Origin of the sequence: Streptomyces sp. NPDC001868, assembly GCF_040297125.1 — a bacterium.
GTDB lineage: Bacteria > Actinomycetota > Actinomycetes > Streptomycetales > Streptomycetaceae > Streptomyces.
This window is the reverse complement of the sequence record NZ_JBEOYO010000010.1, coordinates 89,643-108,912: the sequence shown is the minus strand read 5'-3', so window position 1 is coordinate 108,912 and position 19,270 is coordinate 89,643. Positions and strand designations below refer to the sequence as shown.

Sequence of the window (19,270 nt, the reverse complement as noted above, 5' to 3'; positions counted from 1 at the left end):
CGCACCTGACGAATCAGGACAGCAGCGTAAGGAGGCCAAGCGCCTTACGCCGGGACGTGCACCGTCTCCACCCGGCTGGCCACCAGGCGTTCCCTCTCACGGCGGGCCGCGCGGCCGCGCAGGCGGAAGATCTGGCTCAGGCCCAGCGCCTGGAGGACGAAGACTGCCGAGAAGGCGATGCCGTAGTCGTCGCCGGTCAGATCCAGGAGGACGCCGACCGCGAAGAGGGTCGTCATCGAGGCGACGAAACCGCCCATGTTGGTGATTCCGGAGGCGGTGCCCTGACGCTCCGGCGGGTTCGCCGGGCGGGCGAAGTCGAAGCCGAGCATCGAGGCCGGGCCACAGGCGCCCAGGACCGCGCAGAGGACGATCAGGAGCCACATCGGCGCGTGCTCGCCGGGGTACAGCAACGTGGCCGCCCAGACCGCCGCCGTCGCGAGGACCGTGCCGAGCGCCAGCGGAAGCCGCGCCGCGTGGTGCCGGGCGACGATCTGGCCGTACACCAGTCCGACGAGCATGTTGGACAGGACGACGAGAGTGAGCAGTTCACCGGCGGTGCCCCGGCTGAGACCCTGCGCCTGCACCAGGAACGGCAGCCCCCACAGCAGCAGGAACACCATCGCCGGGAACTGCGTGGTGAAGTGCACCCACATCCCGAGCCGGGTGCCGGGCTCCCGCCAGGACGCCGCGATCTGCCGCCGGACGTACGCCGCCCCGTGGTGCGGGAAGGGCTCCGGCTCGTGCCCCTCGGGGTGGTCCTTCAGGAACAGCAAGGTCAGGACGAGGACGACGAGACCGGCGACCGAGCTGCCCAGGAACGCCGCCGTCCAGCCCACGCCGTGCAGCAGCCGGGCCAGCAGCAGCGTCGAGATCAGGTTGCCCGTCATACCGACCAGGCCCGCCATCTGCGCGACCATCGGTCCGCGCCGGGCCGGGAACCAGCGGCTGCCCAGCCGCAGCACGCTGATGAACGTCATCGCGTCGCCGCAGCCCAGGAGCGCCCGCGAGGCCAGCGCCGTGCCGTACGACGGAGACAGCGCGAAGCCGATCTGGCCGGCCGTGAACAGCAGGATGCCGAGGGTCAGCACCTTCTTGGTGCCGAGCCGGTCGACCAACAGGCCGACGGGTATCTGCATGCCCGCGTAGACCAGCAGCTGGAGTATCGAGAAGGTCGACAGGGCGGAGGCGCCCACCTGGAAGCGCTCGGCGGCGTCGAGGCCGGCCACCCCCAGCGACGTACGGAAGATGACGGCGACGAAGTAGACGGAGACACCCACACCCCAGACGGCGAGGGCGCGGCGGCCACCGGGCGGGTCCCCCGGCAGGGACCCGGCGGACGAGGATATGGCGGGGCGGCTCAACGGACCTCCCCCCGCGCCAGGTTGGAGAACCAGCTGACGTGCCGGTGCACGAGGTCCACCGCCGCCTCCGCGTCGCCCGTACGCAGCGCCTGGAGGATCTCCTCGTGCTCGGTGAGCGTCTTGGTGATGCGGTCCGGGTGGGCGTGCATCACGGCCACGCCCATCCGCAGCTGCCGGTCGCGGAGCTGGTCGTAGAGGCGGGAGAGGATCTCGTTGCCGCCGCTGCGGACGATCTCGGCGTGGAAACAGCGGTCGGTGACGGCGGCGCCCGCCAGGTCCCCCGCGGCGGCCTGCGCCTTCTGCTGTTCGAGCAGTCCCTCCAGCCGTTCGATCAGTCGCGGTGAGGCCGGGACCGTCTTGCGGACCGCGTGCTCCTCGACCAGCTGCCGCGTCTCGACGACGTCAGCGATCTCCTGCGCGGAGACGGGCAGCACCAGGGCGCCCTTCTTCGGGTAGAGCTTGATCAGCCCCTCGACCTCCAGCCGCAGCAGGGCCTCCCGCACGGGCGTCCGGGACACCCCGACCGCCTCGGCCAGCTCGCCCTCCGTGAGCAGCGTGCCGCCCTCGTAATGCCGCTCCAGGACACCCTGTTTGACGTGGGCGTACACCCGGTCGGCGGCGGGGGGCTGCTTCACGGCGGGGGCGGGAGCGGAAGGCATGCCGACAGCATAGATACAACACGTACCCATCGCCGCTCCCGTCCACGATCCGGGACGGCGACCCCTCCCCGAACACCCCATCTCGCCCCACTCCGAACCCATTCTGAACCCGTCAGGGGACTGTGAGATGGACTTGAATTGACCCCCATCTCACCCAGCGCACAACCTTTTGTGCTACTCACTTGTCACACGAGAAGCGGCCCTGCTTGCCCGCAACCGGAGCCCAAGTGGCCGCGCTCCACAGACATTTGACGCAATCGGGGTACTTGACTTGATTACCGCCATAAAGGGCGTACGTGTCCGCAGAGCCGCTGCAGTCGTCATGACCACCGGTGCGATGATCGCGACCGGAGTCGTCGGCTCCGCTCCCGCGCAGGCCGCCCCCGCGAAGCCCACGATCACCGCCAAGGGCGGGTTCGTGATGAACAGCGCCAACGGCAAGGTCCTCTTCACCAAGGCCGCTGACACCAAGAGGCTCACCGCCTCCACCACGAAGGTCATGACCGCCAAGGTCGTGCTGTCGCAGTCGAACCTGAACCTTGACGCCAAGGTGACGATCAAGAAGGAGTACAGCGACTACATCGTCAAGAACGGCGCCTCGTCGGCCAACCTGATCGTCGGCGACAAGGTCACCGTCCGTCAGCTGCTGTACGGGATGATGCTGAAGTCGGGCTGCGAGGCCGCGATGGCGCTGGCCGACAAGTTCGGCTCCGGCTCGACGGTCGCGGCCCGCACCAAGAACTTCATCGCCAAGATGAACACCACGGCCAAGAGCCTCGGCATGACGAACACGAAGTTCGACTCGTTCGACGGCATCAGCAAGGGTGCCAACGCCTCGACCCCGCGTGACCTCAGCAAGCTCGCGCGCAACGTCATGAAGAACACGACGTTCAAGAAGATCGTGGCTACGAAGGCGTACACGGCGAAGACCATCACCAAGACCGGCAGCACCCGCACCATGGCGACGTGGGAGAACACCAACAAACTTCTCGGCTGGAAGGGCACCATCGGTATCAAGACGGGTTCCGGCACCGAGGCCAAGTACTGCCTCATCTTCTCCGCGACCCGCAACGGCAAGACGATCGTGGGCACCGTCCTCACCTCCACCAACGAGACCACGCGCATGGCGGACGTGAAGAAGCTGATGGACTACGGCTTCGCCACGCTGTAGACGCTGAGACCTCTTCCGAGGTACGGCAAGGGGGCCACCGCTCACCGCGGTGGCCCCCTTGCCGTATGTCTCAGTTCAAGTGACCGAACCGAGCAAGCAACAATCCGAGACGAGAAGTTCGCGGTCGCACAGCGTGAGTCGCTGATTCTGCAACACGCTCGACCGGCCGGCACCCGCCCCCGTGGCGCGACGGGGGGCGGGGGGACGGGGCGCCGGTTTACGTGCTCAACCAGCGCTGACGGACAGGGACTAAGTGGAGCCACAGCAGAAGGGGCAGGTCGCAACAGGAATGTGCGACCTGCCCCTTCGCCGTGAGCTAACCCAGTGGAGGACGTCACGCCCAGGTGATCAGCCTCTTCGGCTGTTCCAGGATCGCCGCCACGTCCGCAAGGACCTTGGAACCCAGCTCCCCGTCCACCAGCCGGTGGTCGAAGGAGAGCGCCAGGGTGGTGACCTGACGGGGCTTCACCTTGCCCTTGTGGACCCACGGCTGGAGTTTGATCGCACCGACCGCGAGGATCGCGGACTCGCCGGGGTTGAGGATCGGCGTGCCGGTGTCGATGCCGAAGACACCGACATTGGTGATGGTGACCGTGCCGCCCTGCATGGCGGCCGGGGAGGTCCGGCCCTCCTTGGCCGTGGAGACCAGCTCGCCCAGCGACTCGGCCAGCTGGGGCAGCGTCTTCGCGTGGGCGTCCTTGATGTTCGGGACGATCAGACCGCGCGGGGTGGCCGCCGCGATGCCCAGGTTCACATAGTGCTTGACCACGATCTCCTGGGCCGCCTCGTCCCAGGAGGCGTTGATGTCCGGGTTGCGCCTGATCGCGACCAGCAGCGCCTTGGCGATCAGCAGGAGCGGGTTGACCCGCAGGCCCGCGAGCTCCTTGTCCTGCTTCAGCTCCTCGACCAGCTTCATCGTGCGTGTCACGTCGATCGTCACGAACTCCGTGACATGCGGCGCGGTGAACGCCGAGCCGACCATCGCCGCCGCCGTCGCCTTCCGGACCCCCTTGACCGGGACACGGGTCTCGCGCGCGCCGTCGTACGACGCCGCCGGCGCCGGGGCGACGGCGGGCGCGGCGGCGGACGTGGGCGCCGCGGGGGCGGCCACGACGGGCTCCGGGGCCGTGGCCGGGGCCACCGCCGCGTGGACGTCCTCGCGGGTGATGACGCCGTCCGGGCCGGACGGGGTGATCGTCGCCAGGTCCACACCGAGGTCCTTGGCCAGCTTGCGGACCGGTGGCTTCGCCAGCGGACGCTGCCCGCCGGAGGCGTGCCCGTGCCCGTTCAGCTCGCCCTGGACACCCTGGATCGCGGTGGCCGCGTACAGCGTGTCCTCGGCGGGCGCCGCCGCTGCCGGGACCCCCTTGCGGGGGCGGCGCTTCGTGGAGGACTCGGCGACGCCGTAGCCGACGAGGACCGGCTTGCGGCCCTCGTGCTTCTTGGCCGCCGGCGCCGCCGCGGGAGCGGGCTTCGCGGCGGGCGCCGCTTCCTCGGCGGCGGGCGGCGCCGCGCCACCCGCGACGTCCACCGCGATGATCGACGTGCCGACGTCGACCGTGGTGCCCTCGGGGAAGTGCAGTGCGCGTACGACACCGTCGTACGGGATGGGCAGTTCGACGGCGGCCTTGGCCGTCTCGACCTCGCAGACGACCTGGCCGTCGGTGACGGTGTCACCGGGCTGGACGTACCACTTGAGGATTTCGGCCTCGGTGAGTCCCTCGCCCACGTCGGGCATCTTGAACTCGCGCGGAGACGTGTCTGTCATCGTCGTCACGGACCTCTCCCTCAGAACGCCAGCGAGCGGTCGACGGCGTCGAGCACCCGGTCCAGATTCGGCAGGTACTCCTCCTCCAGGCGGGCCGGCGGATACGGGGCGTGGTATCCGCCGACGCGCAGGACCGGGGCCTCCAGGTGGTAGAAGCACCGCTCGGTGATACGGGCGGCGATCTCCGCGCCCGAACCGAAGAACACCGGCGCCTCATGGACCACGATCAGCCGGCGGGTGCGCTCCACGGACGCCTGGATCGAGTCGAAGTCCAGGGGGGACACCGACCGCAGGTCCAGGATCTCCAGGGCGCGACCCTCCTCGGCGGCCGCGTCGGCGACCTCCTGGCAGAGCTTCACCATCGGGCCGTACGCGGCGAGCGTGAGGTCGGTGCCCTCACGGACGACACGGGCCTTGTGCAGCGGGCCGGGGATGGCCTCCGGGTTGACCTCGGCCTTGTCCCAGTAGCGCCGCTTGGGCTCGAAGAAGATCACCGGGTCGTCGCTCTGGATGGCCTGCTGCATCATCCAGTAGGCGTCCGACGCGTTCGACGGCGAGACCACCTTCAGGCCCGCCACATGCGCGAAGAGCGCCTCCGGGGACTCGGAGTGGTGCTCGACCGCGCCGATGCCGCCGCCGTAGGGGATGCGGACGACGACCGGGAGCTTGACCTTGCCCAGCGAGCGCGCGTGCATCTTGGCGAGCTGGGTGACGATCTGGTCGTACGCGGGGAAGACGAAGCCGTCGAACTGGATCTCGACCACCGGGCGGTACCCGCGCAGGGCGAGGCCGATGGCGGTGCCGACGATGCCCGACTCGGCGAGCGGGGTGTCGATCACCCGGTCCTCGCCGAAGTCCTTCTGCAGGCCGTCCGTCACCCGGAACACCCCGCCGAGCTTGCCGACGTCCTCGCCCATGACGAGGACCTTGGGGTCGGCTTCGAGGGCCCTGCGCAGCGATTCGTTGATCGCCTTGGCGATCGCCATGCTCTTCACGCCCGGCTGCCCGGCCGTCTGCGCGGCTGTCTGTGTGGTCATCGCTTCTCGCCCTCCTCTGCGTCCACATCGGCGAACGACGCCTGGTACGCGGCGAACTGGGCGCGCTCCTCGTCCACGAGCGCGTGTCCGTCCGCGTACGCGTTGTCGAAGATGGCGAAGTGGTCCGGGTCGGGCATGGCACGCACCACTTCGCGCACTCGCCTTCCCAACGCCTCGCTCTCCGCTTCGAGTTCCGCGAAGAATCCCTCGTTCGTGTCCGTTTCGGACTCCAGGTAACCGCGCAGGCGGGCGATCGGGTCCTTGGCCTCCCAGGCCACCCGCTCGTCGTCGTGGCGGTACCGGGTGGGGTCGTCGGAGGTGGTGTGGGCGCCCATGCGGTAGGTGTACGCCTCCACCAGGGTGGGGCCCTCGCCCCGGCGGGCGCGCTCCAGCGCCCACTTGGTGACCGCGAGGCAGGCCAGTACGTCGTTGCCGTCGACGCGGACGCCCGGGAAGCCGAAGCCCTGGGCGCGCTGGTACAGCGGGACGCGGGTCTGCTTCTCCGTGGGCTCCGAGATGGCCCACTGGTTGTTCTGGCAGAAGAACACGACCGGCGCGTTGTAGACCGCGGAGAAGGTGAAGGCCTCGGCGACGTCGCCCTGGCTGGAGGCGCCGTCACCGAAGTAGGCGATGACCGCCGAGTCGGCGCCGTCCTTGGCGATGCCCATGGCGTAGCCCGTGGCGTGCAGGGTCTGGGAGCCGATGACGATCGTGTAGAGGTGGAAGTTGTTGCTGTTCGGGTCCCAGCCGCCGTTGTTCACGCCGCGGAACATGCCGAGCAGATTGGTCGGATCGACGCCCCGGCACCAGGCGACGCCGTGTTCACGGTAGGTCGGGAAGACGTAGTCGTCCTCGCGGGTGGCCCGCCCGGAGCCGATCTGGGCGGCCTCCTGGCCGAGCAGCGAGGCCCACAGGCCCAGCTCGCCCTGACGCTGGAGGGAGGTGGCCTCGGCGTCGAAGCGGCGGGTCAGCACCATGTCGCGGTACAGGCCACGCAGCTCGTCGGAGGTGATGTCGGCGACGAACGGGTCGTACTCGGCGTTCTTGACGCGCTTGCCCTCGGGCGTCAGCAGCTGAACGAGTTCGGGCTGGGCGTCGGTCGGCTTCTTCGCAGTGGCGCGCCTGGTGCCGGTGGTGCCGGCGGCCTTGCTGCCGGTGCTGCCGGTCTTGCCTGCGGCGCTGCGTCGCGGCTTGCGCGCGGCAGTGCTCTCCACGGTCACGTGTGCTCCTCCGTCGGTCCGGCCCCCGGGGTTGCCGGGTGGCCAGTGCGGCTCGCCTGATCCCGGTAACCCGTGCACGGGGTGGGTGCCCTTGGCCGGGAACAGACGTGACAGGTGCCCCGGCGAGCGCCCTGCACGAGGCACGTTACCCAGTGCGTCACATTCCTGTGAAACCCCTACTGACCTGCGATTTTCCTTGGATTTCCAAGTAATTCGGTACTAGGGGGTCCAAGTAAGTCGCGTCCGTCGGGAACAGCTGCTGGTCACAGCACTGGCTACAGCCTGGCAGGGGGCCGGAACACCGGCACGTTATCCCGGCCACCCCGGCCACGGGAAGACTTCGCCGGAGGCGGGCCGTGAGATCGCCCGAGGAAGTCGCTCTATTCGCGAAGACGGCCGAATCCCCATATTTCCTCCCGGGCGTGGCGTGCACGAGGCCCGCATGTGTGCACGTCGAGCCACAGTTCGGATCTGTGCGCTCTGCGATCGGTAACGACTGTGTGTGACAAGCGTGAGGTCAGCGGCTCGGCGCGTGCCCTAACATCTGGCGCGTGCCGCGCTCATCTGTACCACCCCCTATGCTCCACGCGCCCCCTCTCGGCCCGCTGCTGGAGCGGTACGCCGCCGGGTCCGCACTGACCTGTGAACCCGTCGACGAGGGGCTCCTCAACCGCGGCTACCGGCTCTCCACCACCCGCGGCCGGTACTTCCTCAAACACCACTTCGACCCCGAGACCGCCGATCCGGCCGCGATCGTCCGCCAGCACCGGGCCACCCAGCGCCTCGCCGACCTGGGCGTTCCCGTGGCCCCGCCGCTGGCCGCGCGCGACGGACGGACGGTCGCGGTCGTCGGCGGCCACGCCTACGCCCTGCACCCCTGGATCGACGGACGCCACCGGCACGGCGGCCAGCTCACCCCCCGGCAGTGCGGCCGCCTCGGGGCACTCCTGGGCGTCGTACACGCGTCTCTGGAGCGGGTGATGCAGGCACAGGAGCCGGTGGTGCCAGTGATGTCAGCAGTTCCAGTGGTGCCAACGGTTCCAGTGATGCCGATGATGCCGGTGCCGCCCGCGCGGAAGCGGCTGATCCCGGCCCAGCGGCAGGGCCCGGGAAGGGCGGACGCCGCGCCCCGGGCCGACGGCCGCGCGGAAGACATAGGGGCCGCAGGGGTCGTAGGGGCCGTAGGGGGCACGCAGGCGGTCGGCGCGATCGGAGCGGTCGGCGCGATCGAGGCCGTCGGGAACGTGGGGGCGATCGGGAACGTGGGGGCGGTCGGGGCCGAGAGCGCGGATCCCGTCGACACCTTCGCCCTCATCGACGGTCTGCTCGACCGCGTACGGCGGCACCGGCCGGCCGACGCCTTCGACGCGCTCGCCCGGCACCGGCTGCTGGAGCGGCGGGAGCTGCTGGAGCGGCACGCGGGACACCGGCCGCCCCGGGGCGGTTCGGTGGGCTGGGTGCACGGGGACTTCCACCCGTTCAACGTGCTCTACCGGGACGACGTGCCCGAGGTGCCCGCCGCGATCCTCGACTGGGACCGGCTCGGTGTGCAGCCGCGCGCGGAGGAGGCGGTCCGGGCCGCGGTGATCTTCTTCGTACGTCCCGTCGGCGCCCTCGACCTGGCACGCGTGCGGTCCTACGCGCGCGCGTACCGGCGTTCCGCGGGCGCCGCCCCGGCCGAACTCGCGGCCGCCGTGCACCGCGTGTGGTGGGAGCGGCTCAACGACTTCTGGATGCTGCGCTGGCACTACGAGCGCGGCGACACCCGCGCCGACCCGCAGTTCCCCGCGGCCTCGGCGCTGGTGGTGTGGTGGACACGGGAGTACGACGCGGTGCGCGAGGCGTTCGTGGAGTGAGCCGGCGTGCGCGGAGCGGCCCGGCGAGGGCCACTCCCGTCACGCCACTCCCGTCACGCCACGGTCACCCTTCGTCCTCGCCGATGCCGCCCGGCAGACCGGCGGTGTCCCCGCCGCCGCTGTCGTCGGTCGGCTCCTCGGTCGTCGGCTCGTCCGTCGGCTCGTCCGTCGTCGGCTCCTCCGTCGTCGGCTCGTCCGTCGGCTCGTCCGTCGGCTGACTCTGCGTCGGCGACTGGCTGAAGGACGGGGACCGCGTGTACGACGGCGTGTAGTCGGGGTTGTCGCCCGAGCCGGTGCTCTCCTGCGTCTCTTCCTCGGTGGGATCGTCGGTGGGCGACTCGCTGGTGTCCTTGTCCTTGCTGGACGTCGTGGCCGTCGGAGACTTCGAGGTCTCGGTGTCACCGCCGCCGGTGCCACCGCCGTTGTTGTTCAGCGCCAGCGCGACGCCCGCCGCGATGGCGATCACCGCGAGAACGGCGAGGATCCACAGCTTGCCGCGACCGCTGCCCCGGTTGCCGCGCCCCTCGAAGCCGCCGTCGTCCCGGCCACCGCCGCCGTACCCGGGCAGGATCGGCTGTGCGATCTGCGAGGTGCCCGATTCCCCGGGGTGCGACATGACGGCAGTACCGGACATACCGCCCGGCGGTGTGTGCCGGCCGTCGTGCACGGTGACGGGCCCGGTGTTCCAGGTGCCGGTGTGGCCACCCTGGTCGTACAGCATCTGCAGGCCGTACTGGACGAGGCCGCGCATCTCCTCGGCCGTCTGGAACCGGTCGTCCGGCTCCTTGGCGAGGGAGCGCACGACGAGGCCGTCGAGCTCCGGCGGCGCCGCCCCGTCCGAGACCTGGGACGGCGGCACCGGAATGTCCTGGACATGCTGGTAGACCACCGACAGCGGGGTCTCACCGATGAACGGCGGCCTCAGCGCGAGGAGTTCGTAGAGCAGACAGCCGGTGGCGTACAGGTCGGAGCGGTGGTCGACGGCCTTGCCGAGCGCCTGCTCCGGGGAGAGGTACTGGGGCGTGCCCATGACCATGCCGGTCTGCGTCATCGTCGTCGACGCCCCGTGCAGGGCGCGCGCGATGCCGAAGTCCATCACCTTCACGGCGCCGTTGTGCGTGATGATCACGTTCGCCGGCTTGATGTCGCGGTGCACGATGCCGTGCTGGTGGGAGTAGGCGAGCGCCTCCAGCACACCGGACACGATGATCAGCGCCTGCTCGGGCCCGGGCGCCTCCGCGTTGATCAACAGATCGCGGATGGTGCGGCCCTCGACCAGTTCCATGACGATGTACGGCACGGGGGTGCCGTTCACGACGTCCTCGCCGGAGTCGTAGACCGCCACGATCGAGTGGTGGTTGAGACCGGCCACCGCCTGGGCCTCGCGCGTGAAGCGGGCCTTGGAAATGGGGTCTTCGGCCAGGTCGGAGCGGAGCAGCTTGACCGCGACCGTACGGCCGAGCCGTACGTCCTCGGCGGCGAACACCTCGGCCATACCGCCCCGGCCCAGTCTGTGGGTCATCCGGTACCGACCGTCACCGACAAGCCCGCCGTTGCCCCACAACTCTGGCGCGTCTGACATGCCGCCGCCAGTCGCCTCGGGGTCGGACGGGCCCTGAGAGCGCTGCTGCTGTGCCATCAGTCCTCGCCGTCGTTTCTGCCCGCGGTCCGCGCGGTACTTGTTACGGTCTCCGTCGGCCACGCTACAGCCTTCACGCAAGTGGCCGGTCCGGGTTGGATGCGCGACGGGTTCACGACGGATTCAAGGTGGATTCAAAGGTTGATCGGCCATGAAACCCGCAGCGCGCTCACTCGTGCAAGTTCTGTGTACCGGGCGTACGCCCCCTGTAACGCTTCCGCGACGCTTCTTTCGCGTACGGTCACGGATCGGGCACCGCGCTTGACGTGTCAGTGCCCTGGGGCAGACTTGGCCGGGAATAGCACAAAGGATCACCAGCATCATCAGGGATCACCGATCGCGGGAGCCACGCCAGCAGCTTTCGCGCGCGCCGATGGGGGACGCAGAAAGATGAGCCAGGACGCCGCACAGGACCGGTACGCGGGGCGGTCGCTAGCCGGTGGCCGCTATCAGCTGCGTGACCTGCTCGGCGAGGGCGGCATGGCCTCCGTCCACCTCGCGTACGACGCGGTGCTCGACCGACAAGTCGCGATCAAGACACTCCACACCGAGCTGGGCCGCGAGCAGGCCTTCCGCGAGCGCTTCCGCCGCGAGGCACAGGCCGTGGCGAAGCTCACCCACACGAACATCGTCTCGGTCTTCGACACCGGCGAGGACGAGATGGACGGCATGACGACGCCGTACATCGTCATGGAGTACATCGAGGGCAGCCCGCTCGGCTCGGTGTTCGACGCGGACGTCGCCCAGCTCGGCGCGATGCCCTCCGACAAGGCGCTGAAGATCACCGCCGATGTGCTGGCGGCGCTGGAGATCAGCCACGAGATGGGCCTGGTCCACCGGGACATCAAGCCGGGCAACGTGATGATGACCAAGCGCAATGTCGTGAAGGTCATGGACTTCGGCATCGCCCGCGCCATGCAGTCGGGCGTGACCTCGATGACGCAGACCGGCATGGTCGTCGGCACCCCGCAGTACCTGTCGCCCGAGCAGGCCCTCGGCCGCGGGGTCGACGCCCGCTCCGACCTGTACTCGGTCGGCATCATGCTGTTCCAACTGACCACCGGCCGCCTGCCGTTCGAGGCGGACTCGCCGCTGGCCATCGCGTACGCGCACGTCCAGGAGGAGCCGGTCGCTCCCTCCTCGATCAACCGTTCGCTGCCGCCTGCCGTGGACGCCATCATCGCCCGCGCGCTGAAGAAGAACCCGAACGAGCGGTTCCCCAGCGCCGAGGCCATGCGGGACGAGTGCCTGCGGGTCGCGGCCTCCCTCCAGCCCGTCGCGCCGAGCATCGTGCCGGGCGCGCAGACGGCCAGCGGCGCCGGGGTCTCCTCCGCGGTCTTCCCGCCCGTCGACCAGACCGGCGCCCCGCAGGCCGGCAGCGTCCAGACGCCGTACCAGCCGCACTCGACGGGCGGATACGGCCCGCCGACGCCGGCTCCGACACCGGCCCCGTCCTACGGCTACCCGCAGCAGGGCGGCTACCAGACGCCGCCGCAGACCGCCGCGTACGCGCCGCAGCAGGGGGCGGCCACCCCGCCGCCGTACAACATCGCGCCCCACCAGTCCTCGCTCTCGGCGGGGCAGTCCGGGGGCGGGAAGAGCAACAAGGGCGTCATCGTGGGGGCGATCGCCGTGTCGATCGTCGCGATCGCCGGTCTGATCGTGGCGCTCAGCCTGAACAGCGGCACCGAGAGCACGGGGGGCGACGACGGCGCGAGCACGTCCCCGTCGCCGACCGTGGTCGAGGGGCACAAGGGCCCGGACACGTCGAAGGTCATCGAGTCGACCGAGTGCACGGAGCCGTCGGAGTCGTACAACGACCCCGACAAGATCCTGCTGCCGGACTTCACCTTCAAGAACATCGACTCGGTGAAGAAGTGCCTCCAGGCCGCAGGCTGGGAGTACGACACCCAGAAGGTCGACGAGAACACGTACGGCGAGGGCACGGTCATGGAGCAGTACCCCTCGGCCGACGAGGACGTCGACCCCAAGGACATGCCCTCGATCATCCTCAAGGTCTCGACGGGCAACCCGGCCTGACGCGCGGCCTCTTGGCATAGGAAGGGCCCGGCACTTCATGTGCCGGGCCCTTTGCGCAGGTGTGCAGGGTCGGGGTGTGGCCGGGGGCTAGAGGTACGGGCCGCCCGAGCGGCCGAGGGTCCGCGGGTCGTCGTCGCCCTCGTGGCCGCCGACGCCGGGCGGCAGCGCGCGGCGCATCTGCTCCAACTGGGCCCGGGCGGCCATCTGCTGGGCGAACAGCGTCGTCTGGATCCCGTGGAAGAGGCCTTCGAGCCAGCCGACCAACTGGGCCTGCGCGATCCGCAGTTCCGCGTCGCTCGGGATGGCCTCGTCCGTGAACGGCAGGGACAGCCGCTCCAGTTCCTCGACCAGTTCGGGCGCCAGGCCGTCCTCCAGTTCCTTGACCGAGCTGGCGTGGATCTCCTTCAGCCGGGCCCGGCTGGCTTCGTCGAGGGGCGCGACCCGCACCTCTTCGAGCAGCTGCTTGATCATGCTGCCGATGCGCATGACCTTGGCCGGCTGTTCCACCATCTCCGTCACCGGGACCTCGCGGGAGTCCTCGCCTCCTGCGCCGCCCACCGCCATTCCGTCCTGGCCCACGACCAGGATCTGGGGCTGTTCGGGCGACCGTTCGTTCCTCGGCATCTCCATGCCGCCATTCTCTCGCACGCGTACACCTCACCATCCTGGTGCCCCCCACGGAGGGTGATCCACCGTTTACGCACGAGCTGTTCGCGTCCGGGGCGGGGGTTTGTGACCGTCGGGGCCTTCGGCGGGGGCGGGGGTTTGTGACCGCGGGGGCCTTCGGCGGCGGCGGGGGTTTGTGACCGCGGGGGCCTTCGGCGGCGGCGATTTGGGGGCGGGAACGGCGGGCCGACCGGGCTGGGGGCGGGGTCGGGTGGTTCGTGGGGCATGTGGGGTCGCGGCGTGGGGCGGCGGCGTGGATCGGGGGGTGCGTAATTCGGGGATGGGCAGGAGGGTGCAGCGCGTACGGGCCTGGTGAGCGGGCTGGATGCATCCCGGCCGAGGGCGACGGCCGAGGAAACCGGCCGACTGTCGGCGGGCCTCGGACGGGCATTGGTCAGCATCTGTCGGCCGCGACGGGCACCGGCGGGCCTCGGCCGGCCTCCTGGGGTAGGTGGCAACTCCCGGCGGGATCGGGTGCGGCACGACCGGCCTTCTGCGAGCCGGGGCGGGATCGGGTGGGGCTAGGCCGGTCTTCGGCGGGCCTCGGGGCGCGCTTCGGCCGACTTCCGGCGGGCTCGGGGGGGGCCTCCGCACACTCGGGTGACCCCCCGGCCGACTCCGACCAGCCCCTGCAGGCGCGGGACAGACCTCGGTCGCCTCCTGCGAGCTTTGGCGGGGCTGCGGACGGGCCTCCGCGCGCTCGGCCGCCCCTGGCCACCACCTTCGCGGGCTCGGCGCGGCCCCCGGCCGGGTCTCCGGCCAGGTCTCCGGCCAGGTCTCCAGCCGGCGTGGATGGCCTTCGGTCGGCACCTGCGGACTCGGGGCAGACCTCGACCGGTCTCCGGCGGGGCCCGGGGTCCCCCGATCGGCCCTGGCCAACCCCCTTCAGGCTCGGGTGGCCCGTCGGTCGGCCCTCGGGGGATGAGGCGGGCCTGGCCGGTTCTCAAGGGGCAGCAGCCGAGATGCCTCCCCGCGGGACGCGTGTGAGTCTGGGCGCGTGGATCCTTGGCTTCGGTCGGTGCGCGTGACGGGACTGGTTCTCGTCGCGGGACTGCTCGTGGTCCTGGTGGCGGGGGCCGGGTCGGCCGGGTACGCGGCCGAGCCCGACCCCGCGACCTCCTGGGCCGGCAGCCGTGCGGGCGAGGGGCGGGAGCGGCCGGGGCGGGAGGACGCCGGGCCCGTGGAACCGGAAGAGGACGCCTACGCGCCCCCGGAGAAGCCCACCGGGAAACCGGACGGCCCCGACCCCGGCGTCGCCCCCGAGCCGTCGCAGAACGCCGCCCTGCCCGTACCGGCCGCCCCGCCGGGCCCCGCGACCGCCGAGGAACCCGTCGTGCAGGTCCTGGCCCTCGGCAGCGGCCTCGTGCTGATCGGCCTGGGCCTCGGCCTCGCCTTCATAGGGCTACGGATCAGGCGGTACTGAGAGCGGTACCGACAGCCGTGGCGAGCCAGGCGGTTCATGCGGCGTTCCCGTCGGCGCCCTACGGCACCACCAGGAGCACCTTGCCGATGTGGCCGCTCTCCTCCAGCACCCGGTGGGCCGTGGCCGCGTCGTCCATGGGGATCTCGCGGTCGACGACCGGGCGGACGTGACCGCCGTCGAGCAGCGGCCACACATGCTCGCGCACGGCGGCGACGATGGCGGTCTTCTCCTCCAGGGGGCGGGCGCGCAGCGAGGTCGCGCTGATCGCGGCCCGCTTGGCGAGGAGGGAGCCGATGTTCAGCTCGCCCTTGACGCCACCCTGCATACCGATGATCGCGAGGCGCCCGTTGACGGCGAGGACCCGGACGTTGCGGTCGAGATACTTGGCGCCCATGTTGTCGAGGACGACGTCCGCGCCCCTGCCGTCCGTGGCCTTGCGGACCTCCTCGACGAAGTCCTGCTCCCGGTAGTTGATCAGGATGTCCGCGCCCAGGGCGGCGCACTGTGCGAGCTTCTCCTCGGTGCCCGCCGTGACGGCGACCTTCGCGCCGACGGCCTTGCCGAGCTGGACGGCCATCGTGCCGATGCCGCTGGAGCCGCCGTGCACGAGGAGCGTCTCGCCGGGGCGCAGGTGGGCGATCATGAAGACGTTCGACCAGACCGTGCAGGTCACCTCGGGCAGCGCGGCGGCCCGGTTGAGGTCGAGACCGGCGGGCACGGGCAGCAGCTGCCCCGCCGGGGCGACGACCTTCTCCGCGTAACCGCCGCCCGAGAGCAGCGCGCACACCTCGTCGCCGACGCTCCACCCGGCCACACCGGGCCCGGTCTCCGCGATCCGCCCGGAGCACTCCAGGCCGGGATAGGGGGAGGCGCCGGGCGGCGGGTCGTAGAAGCCCTGCCGTTGGAGCAGATCGGCGCGGTTCACCGCGCTCGCCGCCACCTCGATGAGCACTTCGCCCTCGCCGGGCACCGGATCGGGGACCTCGTCCCACACCAGGGCCTCGGGTCCACCGGGTTCGGGAATCGTGATCGCATGCATGAGAGGGACGCTACTCCTCGGCCTCCACGCCGTGCCCCCTGCGACGGTGGCCTGCTTCCCCGGTCCCATCCTCTTGCGCCCTTGGTCCTAATTAGGGTGCAATCGCTCACCATCGGAGAGACCGTGGAGACCTTACGGCCGCACGGGCTCTCGGCCCCCTGCTTCGCACCCGATGTCGAAGCGGTCCCGACTTCCCACGCGGCGACCGATGAGTTTCGGCGGTCCCGGTGGTCTCCCTTTGCGTAGCCCCGGACACGGGCCCCGTACGCGGAAGGATCCCAGACATGAGCGCACAGACGTCCGGCCTCGCGATCGAGACCGCGGGTCTGGTGAAGACCTTCGGCGAGACCCGGGCCGTGGACGGCGTCGACCTGGCCGTGCCGGCGGGCACGGTCTACGGCGTCCTCGGCCCGAACGGCGCCGGCAAGACCACCACGGTGAAGATGCTCGCCACCCTGCTGCGCCCCGACGGGGGCGAGGCGCACGTCTTCGGCCACGACGTCGTCCGGGAGGCCGACGAGGTACGCGGCCGGGTCAGCCTGACCGGGCAGTACGCCTCCGTGGACGAGGACCTGACCGGCACCGAGAACCTGGTACTGCTCGCCCGGCTCCTCGGCCACGACAAGCGGGCGGCGCGGCATCGCGCCGAACAGTTGCTGGAGGCCTTCGGGCTGAGCGAGGCGGCCGCGAAACAGGTCAAGCACTACTCGGGCGGTATGCGGCGCCGTATCGACATCGCCGCGTCCATCCTGAACACCCCCGACCTGCTGTTCCTGGACGAGCCGACGACCGGCCTCGACCCGCGCAGCCGCAACCAGGTGTGGGACATCGTGCGCGCCGTGGTCGCCCAGGGCACGACGGTGCTGCTGACCACGCAGTATCTGGACGAGGCCGACCAACTGGCGTCCCGGATCGCCGTCATCGACCACGGCAAGGTGATCGCGGAGGGCACGAAGGGCGAGCTGAAGGCGTCCGTGGGCGCCGGTTCCGTCCATCTGCGGCTGCGCGACGCGGCCCAGCGGCCCCAGGCCGAGGAGGTCCTGCGGCTCGCCCTCGACGCCGATGTGCAGCGCGAACCCGACCCGGTGGCGCTGACGGCACGCGTGGGCGCGGGATCCGCCAACGGACAGGGTGCCGCCGAGGCCGCCGCCCGGGCCCTCGCCGAGCTGGCCCGCACTGGCATCACCGTCGACAACTTCTCGCTGGGGCAGCCCAGCCTGGACGAGGTGTTCCTCGCCCTCACCGGACACGACACCAAGGCGGCGGCCACCCAGGCCGCCGACGCCCCCGAGACGAAGGACGAGGCGGCGGCATGAGCACCGCGACCACCACCGAGAACAAGGAACTCGCCCCTGTCAGCGCCGAGTCGCTCGCCGCGCTGCTCATCTCCAAGGACCGGCCGCCGCGGCCCAGCGCCCTGTCGGCGTCCCTGACCTTCGGCTGGCGGGCGATGCTCAAGATCAAGCACGTGCCGGAGCAGCTCTTCGACGTCACCGCCTTCCCGATCATGATGGTGCTGATGTACACGTACCTCTTCGGCGGGGCGCTGGCCGGCTCCCCGGAGGAGTACATCCAGTTCCTGCTGCCGGGCATCCTGGTGATGTCGGTCGTGATGATCACGATGTACACCGGTGTCTCGGTCAACACGGACATCGAGAAGGGTGTCTTCGACCGGTTCCGCTCACTGCCGATCTGGCGGCCGTCGACGATGGTCGGCTATCTGCTGGGCGACGCCCTGCGCTACGCGATCGCGTCCGTGGTGATGCTCACCGTCGGCATGATCCTCGGCTACCGCCCGGACGGCGGAGTGGTGGGCGTGGTCGCCGGGGTCGCGCTGCTCATCGTCTTCTCGTTCGCGTTCTCGTGGATCTGGACGATGTTCGGCCTGATGCTGCGCACCGAGAAGTCCGTGATGGGCGTCAGCATGATGGTGATCTTCCCGCTGACCTTCCTGTCCAACGTCTTCGTCGACCCGAGCACGATGCCGGGCTGGCTCCAGGCGTTCGTCAACAACAGCCCGGTCACCCATCTGGCCTCGGCGGTCCGCGAGCTGATGGCGGGCGAGTGGCCGACCGCGGAGATCGCCTGGACGCTGGGCTGGTCCGCCCTGTTCGTGCTGGTCTTCGGGCCGATCACGATGCGGCTGTACAACCGCAAGTAGGCGGTCCGCCGGACCGGCCGGTCATACGGTGAGGGCGCCCCGGGACACGTCCCCGGGGCGCCCTCTTCGCCGTTCCCGTACCCGTCGCCGCCGATCCGCTACGGCAGATGCTTGGTCTCAGGGGTGATCTTCGTGCTCGGCGTGGCACGGACGATGGTGATGAGCCGGTCCGTCAGCTGGAGCTCGCCGATGGACGGATCGTCGTAGCCGAGCACCCGATGTCCGCGCAGCACGCTGACCACCAGATCCTCGGTCTCCCGTACGCCGCGCCCCACCTCGGCCTTTATGACCGGCCGTTCGGCGATGTCGAGCCCGCTGCCCTGCTGGATGAGGTCTTCCATCACCATGCCGGCGGCGGGGCTGAGCACGGAGAGCCCGAGGAGCCGTCCGGCCGCGCTGGCACTGGTGATCACGACGTCCGCCCCCGACTGCTTCAGCAGCGGCGCGTTCTCCTCCTCCCGTACGGCGGCCACGATCTTCGCCCCGCGGTTGAGCTGGCGGGCGGTCAGCGCGACCAGTACGGCGGTGTCGTCCCGCGCGGTCGAGATGATGATCTGCCGCGCCTTCTGGGCCTCGGCCTGCAACAGCACATCACTGCGGGTCGCGTCCCCGACCACGCCCGTGTATCCATCGGCCGTCGCGGCGTCGATGACCTTGGAGCTGGGGTCCACGACGACGACCTGCTCCTTCTTGAGCCCTGTCGCACAAACGGTCTGGATCGCCGACCGCCCCTTCGTCCCCCAGCCGACTACAACGGTGTGCTCCCTCAAGGTCGCCCTCCAGCGTTTCAGTCGCCATTCCTCACGCGTGCGCTCTGTGAGGACCTCCAGCGTGGTCCCGACCAGGATGATCAGAAACAGCACCCGCAGGGGCGTGATCACGAAGATGTTGGTGAACCGGGCAGCGTCACTGACCGGGGTGATGTCGCCGTAGCCGGTGGTGGAGAGGGTGACGGTGGCGTAGTAGAAAGCATCGAGCAGGTCGACGGAACCGTCGGAGTTGTCGTTGTACCCGCTGCGGTCGGCATAGACGATGAACGCGGTCGCGACCAGCACGAACAAGGCCATCGCCAGCCGCTTGCCGACCTGCCGGATCGGCCGCTCGACCTCCCGTCTCGGCAATTTCACCTGGTGGGTCACCAGACGCTCGTCCGCGTTGCGGGCGATCGCATCATGGCCCGGCAGTTTCACGTGAAACACTCCCCGTTTCGACGTACATCCCCTGACTGCA

Annotated in this window: 15 protein-coding genes; 6 read left to right on the top strand and 9 right to left on the bottom strand. The window is 70.3% G+C overall.

From position 1 onward, the window contains the following. Positions 1-44 precede the first annotated feature (44 nt). A complete protein-coding gene (locus ABT147_RS14990; protein WP_351405799.1) occupies positions 45-1,361 on the bottom strand; it encodes an MFS transporter in 1,317 nt (438 codons plus the stop codon). Further along, positions 1,358-2,020: a GntR family transcriptional regulator gene (locus tag ABT147_RS14985; RefSeq protein ID WP_351405797.1), complete on the bottom strand. Its 663-nt coding sequence runs from the start codon at positions 2,018-2,020 to the stop codon at positions 1,358-1,360. Before ABT147_RS14985 ends, ABT147_RS14990 begins: the two co-directional genes overlap by 4 nt. Before the next feature lie 322 nt (positions 2,021-2,342). Between ABT147_RS14985 and ABT147_RS14980 the strand changes: the two genes are divergently transcribed. Continuing rightward, complete coding sequence (locus ABT147_RS14980; protein ID WP_351405795.1) at positions 2,343-3,191, top strand: D-alanyl-D-alanine carboxypeptidase family protein; 849 nt, start codon at positions 2,343-2,345, stop codon at positions 3,189-3,191. A gap of 334 nt (positions 3,192-3,525) precedes the next feature. On the opposite strand, the gene ABT147_RS14975 is transcribed toward ABT147_RS14980, so the two are convergent. From ABT147_RS14975 to pdhA, 3 genes are read right to left on the bottom strand one after another with little or no spacing between them, the layout of a single operon-like run. Further along, the gene (locus tag ABT147_RS14975; RefSeq protein WP_351405793.1) at positions 3,526-4,968 is read right to left on the bottom strand and encodes a dihydrolipoamide acetyltransferase family protein; all 1,443 of its coding nucleotides are present in this window, start codon (positions 4,966-4,968) and stop codon (positions 3,526-3,528) included. Positions 4,969-4,979: 11 nt separating this feature from the next. Continuing rightward, the gene (locus ABT147_RS14970; RefSeq protein ID WP_351405791.1) at positions 4,980-5,996 is read right to left on the bottom strand and encodes an alpha-ketoacid dehydrogenase subunit beta; all 1,017 of its coding nucleotides are present in this window, start codon (positions 5,994-5,996) and stop codon (positions 4,980-4,982) included. Continuing rightward, a complete protein-coding gene (pdhA, locus tag ABT147_RS14965; protein WP_351405789.1) occupies positions 5,993-7,216 on the bottom strand; it encodes a pyruvate dehydrogenase (acetyl-transferring) E1 component subunit alpha in 1,224 nt (407 codons plus the stop codon). The genes ABT147_RS14970 and pdhA overlap by 4 nt, the downstream gene beginning before the upstream one ends. A gap of 551 nt (positions 7,217-7,767) precedes the next feature. Between pdhA and ABT147_RS14960 the strand changes: the two genes are divergently transcribed. Next, positions 7,768-9,072 carry a phosphotransferase gene (locus tag ABT147_RS14960; RefSeq protein WP_502983087.1) on the top strand — a complete coding sequence of 435 codons (1,305 nt, stop codon included), beginning with the start codon at positions 7,768-7,770 and terminating at the stop codon, positions 9,070-9,072. Positions 9,073-9,136: 64 nt separating this feature from the next. Here the strand turns inward: ABT147_RS14960 and ABT147_RS14955 are convergent, their stop codons facing one another. Next, positions 9,137-10,711, bottom strand: coding sequence for a protein kinase domain-containing protein (locus ABT147_RS14955; RefSeq protein WP_351405785.1), 1,575 nt, complete (start codon positions 10,709-10,711; stop codon positions 9,137-9,139). Positions 10,712-11,101: 390 nt separating this feature from the next. Between ABT147_RS14955 and ABT147_RS14950 the strand changes: the two genes are divergently transcribed. Then, positions 11,102-12,751, top strand: a complete 1,650-nt coding sequence (locus ABT147_RS14950; protein ID WP_351405784.1) for a protein kinase domain-containing protein — start codon at positions 11,102-11,104, stop codon at positions 12,749-12,751. Positions 12,752-12,838: 87 nt separating this feature from the next. Here the strand turns inward: ABT147_RS14950 and ABT147_RS14945 are convergent, their stop codons facing one another. After that, the gene (locus ABT147_RS14945; RefSeq protein ID WP_351405782.1) at positions 12,839-13,381 is read right to left on the bottom strand and encodes a bacterial proteasome activator family protein; all 543 of its coding nucleotides are present in this window, start codon (positions 13,379-13,381) and stop codon (positions 12,839-12,841) included. A gap of 1,060 nt (positions 13,382-14,441) precedes the next feature. On the opposite strand from ABT147_RS14945, the gene ABT147_RS14940 reads away from it, so the two are divergent. Further along, positions 14,442-14,840 carry a hypothetical protein gene (locus ABT147_RS14940; RefSeq protein ID WP_351405780.1) on the top strand — a complete coding sequence of 133 codons (399 nt, stop codon included), beginning with the start codon at positions 14,442-14,444 and terminating at the stop codon, positions 14,838-14,840. A gap of 58 nt (positions 14,841-14,898) precedes the next feature. Here ABT147_RS14940 and ABT147_RS14935 read toward each other — a convergent pair whose 3' ends face one another. Further along, positions 14,899-15,879, bottom strand: a complete 981-nt coding sequence (locus tag ABT147_RS14935) for an NAD(P)H-quinone oxidoreductase (protein WP_351405778.1) — start codon at positions 15,877-15,879, stop codon at positions 14,899-14,901. 284 nt (positions 15,880-16,163) lie between these two features. Between ABT147_RS14935 and ABT147_RS14930 the strand changes: the two genes are divergently transcribed. Next, positions 16,164-17,195 carry an ATP-binding cassette domain-containing protein gene (locus ABT147_RS14930; protein WP_351405776.1) on the top strand — a complete coding sequence of 344 codons (1,032 nt, stop codon included), beginning with the start codon at positions 16,164-16,166 and terminating at the stop codon, positions 17,193-17,195. Continuing rightward, positions 17,192-18,040 (top strand): ABC transporter permease, encoded by an 849-nt coding sequence (locus ABT147_RS14925; protein ID WP_351405774.1) that lies wholly within the window; start codon positions 17,192-17,194, stop codon positions 18,038-18,040. Before ABT147_RS14930 ends, ABT147_RS14925 begins: the two co-directional genes overlap by 4 nt. Positions 18,041-18,138: 98 nt before the next feature. On the opposite strand, the gene ABT147_RS14920 is transcribed toward ABT147_RS14925, so the two are convergent. Next, positions 18,139-19,230 (bottom strand): potassium channel family protein, encoded by a 1,092-nt coding sequence (locus ABT147_RS14920; protein ID WP_351405772.1) that lies wholly within the window; start codon positions 19,228-19,230, stop codon positions 18,139-18,141. Between the last annotated feature and the right edge of the window lie 40 nt (positions 19,231-19,270).

What these genes read in the sequence shown, in the direction of transcription:
- ABT147_RS14985 (WP_351405797.1), bottom strand. Translation starts at nt 2,020, where the DNA reads ATGCCTTCCGCTCCCGCCCCCGCCGTGAAGCAGCCCCCCGCCGCCGAC.
- ABT147_RS14980 (WP_351405795.1), top strand. Translation starts at nt 2,343, where the DNA reads ATGACCACCGGTGCGATGATCGCGACCGGAGTCGTCGGCTCCGCTCCC.
- ABT147_RS14970 (WP_351405791.1), bottom strand. Translation starts at nt 5,996, where the DNA reads ATGACCACACAGACAGCCGCGCAGACGGCCGGGCAGCCGGGCGTGAAG.
- ABT147_RS14955 (WP_351405785.1), bottom strand. Translation starts at nt 10,711, where the DNA reads ATGGCACAGCAGCAGCGCTCTCAGGGCCCGTCCGACCCCGAGGCGACT.
- ABT147_RS14950 (WP_351405784.1), top strand. Translation starts at nt 11,102, where the DNA reads ATGAGCCAGGACGCCGCACAGGACCGGTACGCGGGGCGGTCGCTAGCC.
- ABT147_RS14945 (WP_351405782.1), bottom strand. Translation starts at nt 13,381, where the DNA reads ATGGAGATGCCGAGGAACGAACGGTCGCCCGAACAGCCCCAGATCCTG.
- ABT147_RS14935 (WP_351405778.1), bottom strand. Translation starts at nt 15,879, where the DNA reads ATGCATGCGATCACGATTCCCGAACCCGGTGGACCCGAGGCCCTGGTG.
- ABT147_RS14930 (WP_351405776.1), top strand. Translation starts at nt 16,164, where the DNA reads ATGAGCGCACAGACGTCCGGCCTCGCGATCGAGACCGCGGGTCTGGTG.
- ABT147_RS14925 (WP_351405774.1), top strand. Translation starts at nt 17,192, where the DNA reads ATGAGCACCGCGACCACCACCGAGAACAAGGAACTCGCCCCTGTCAGC.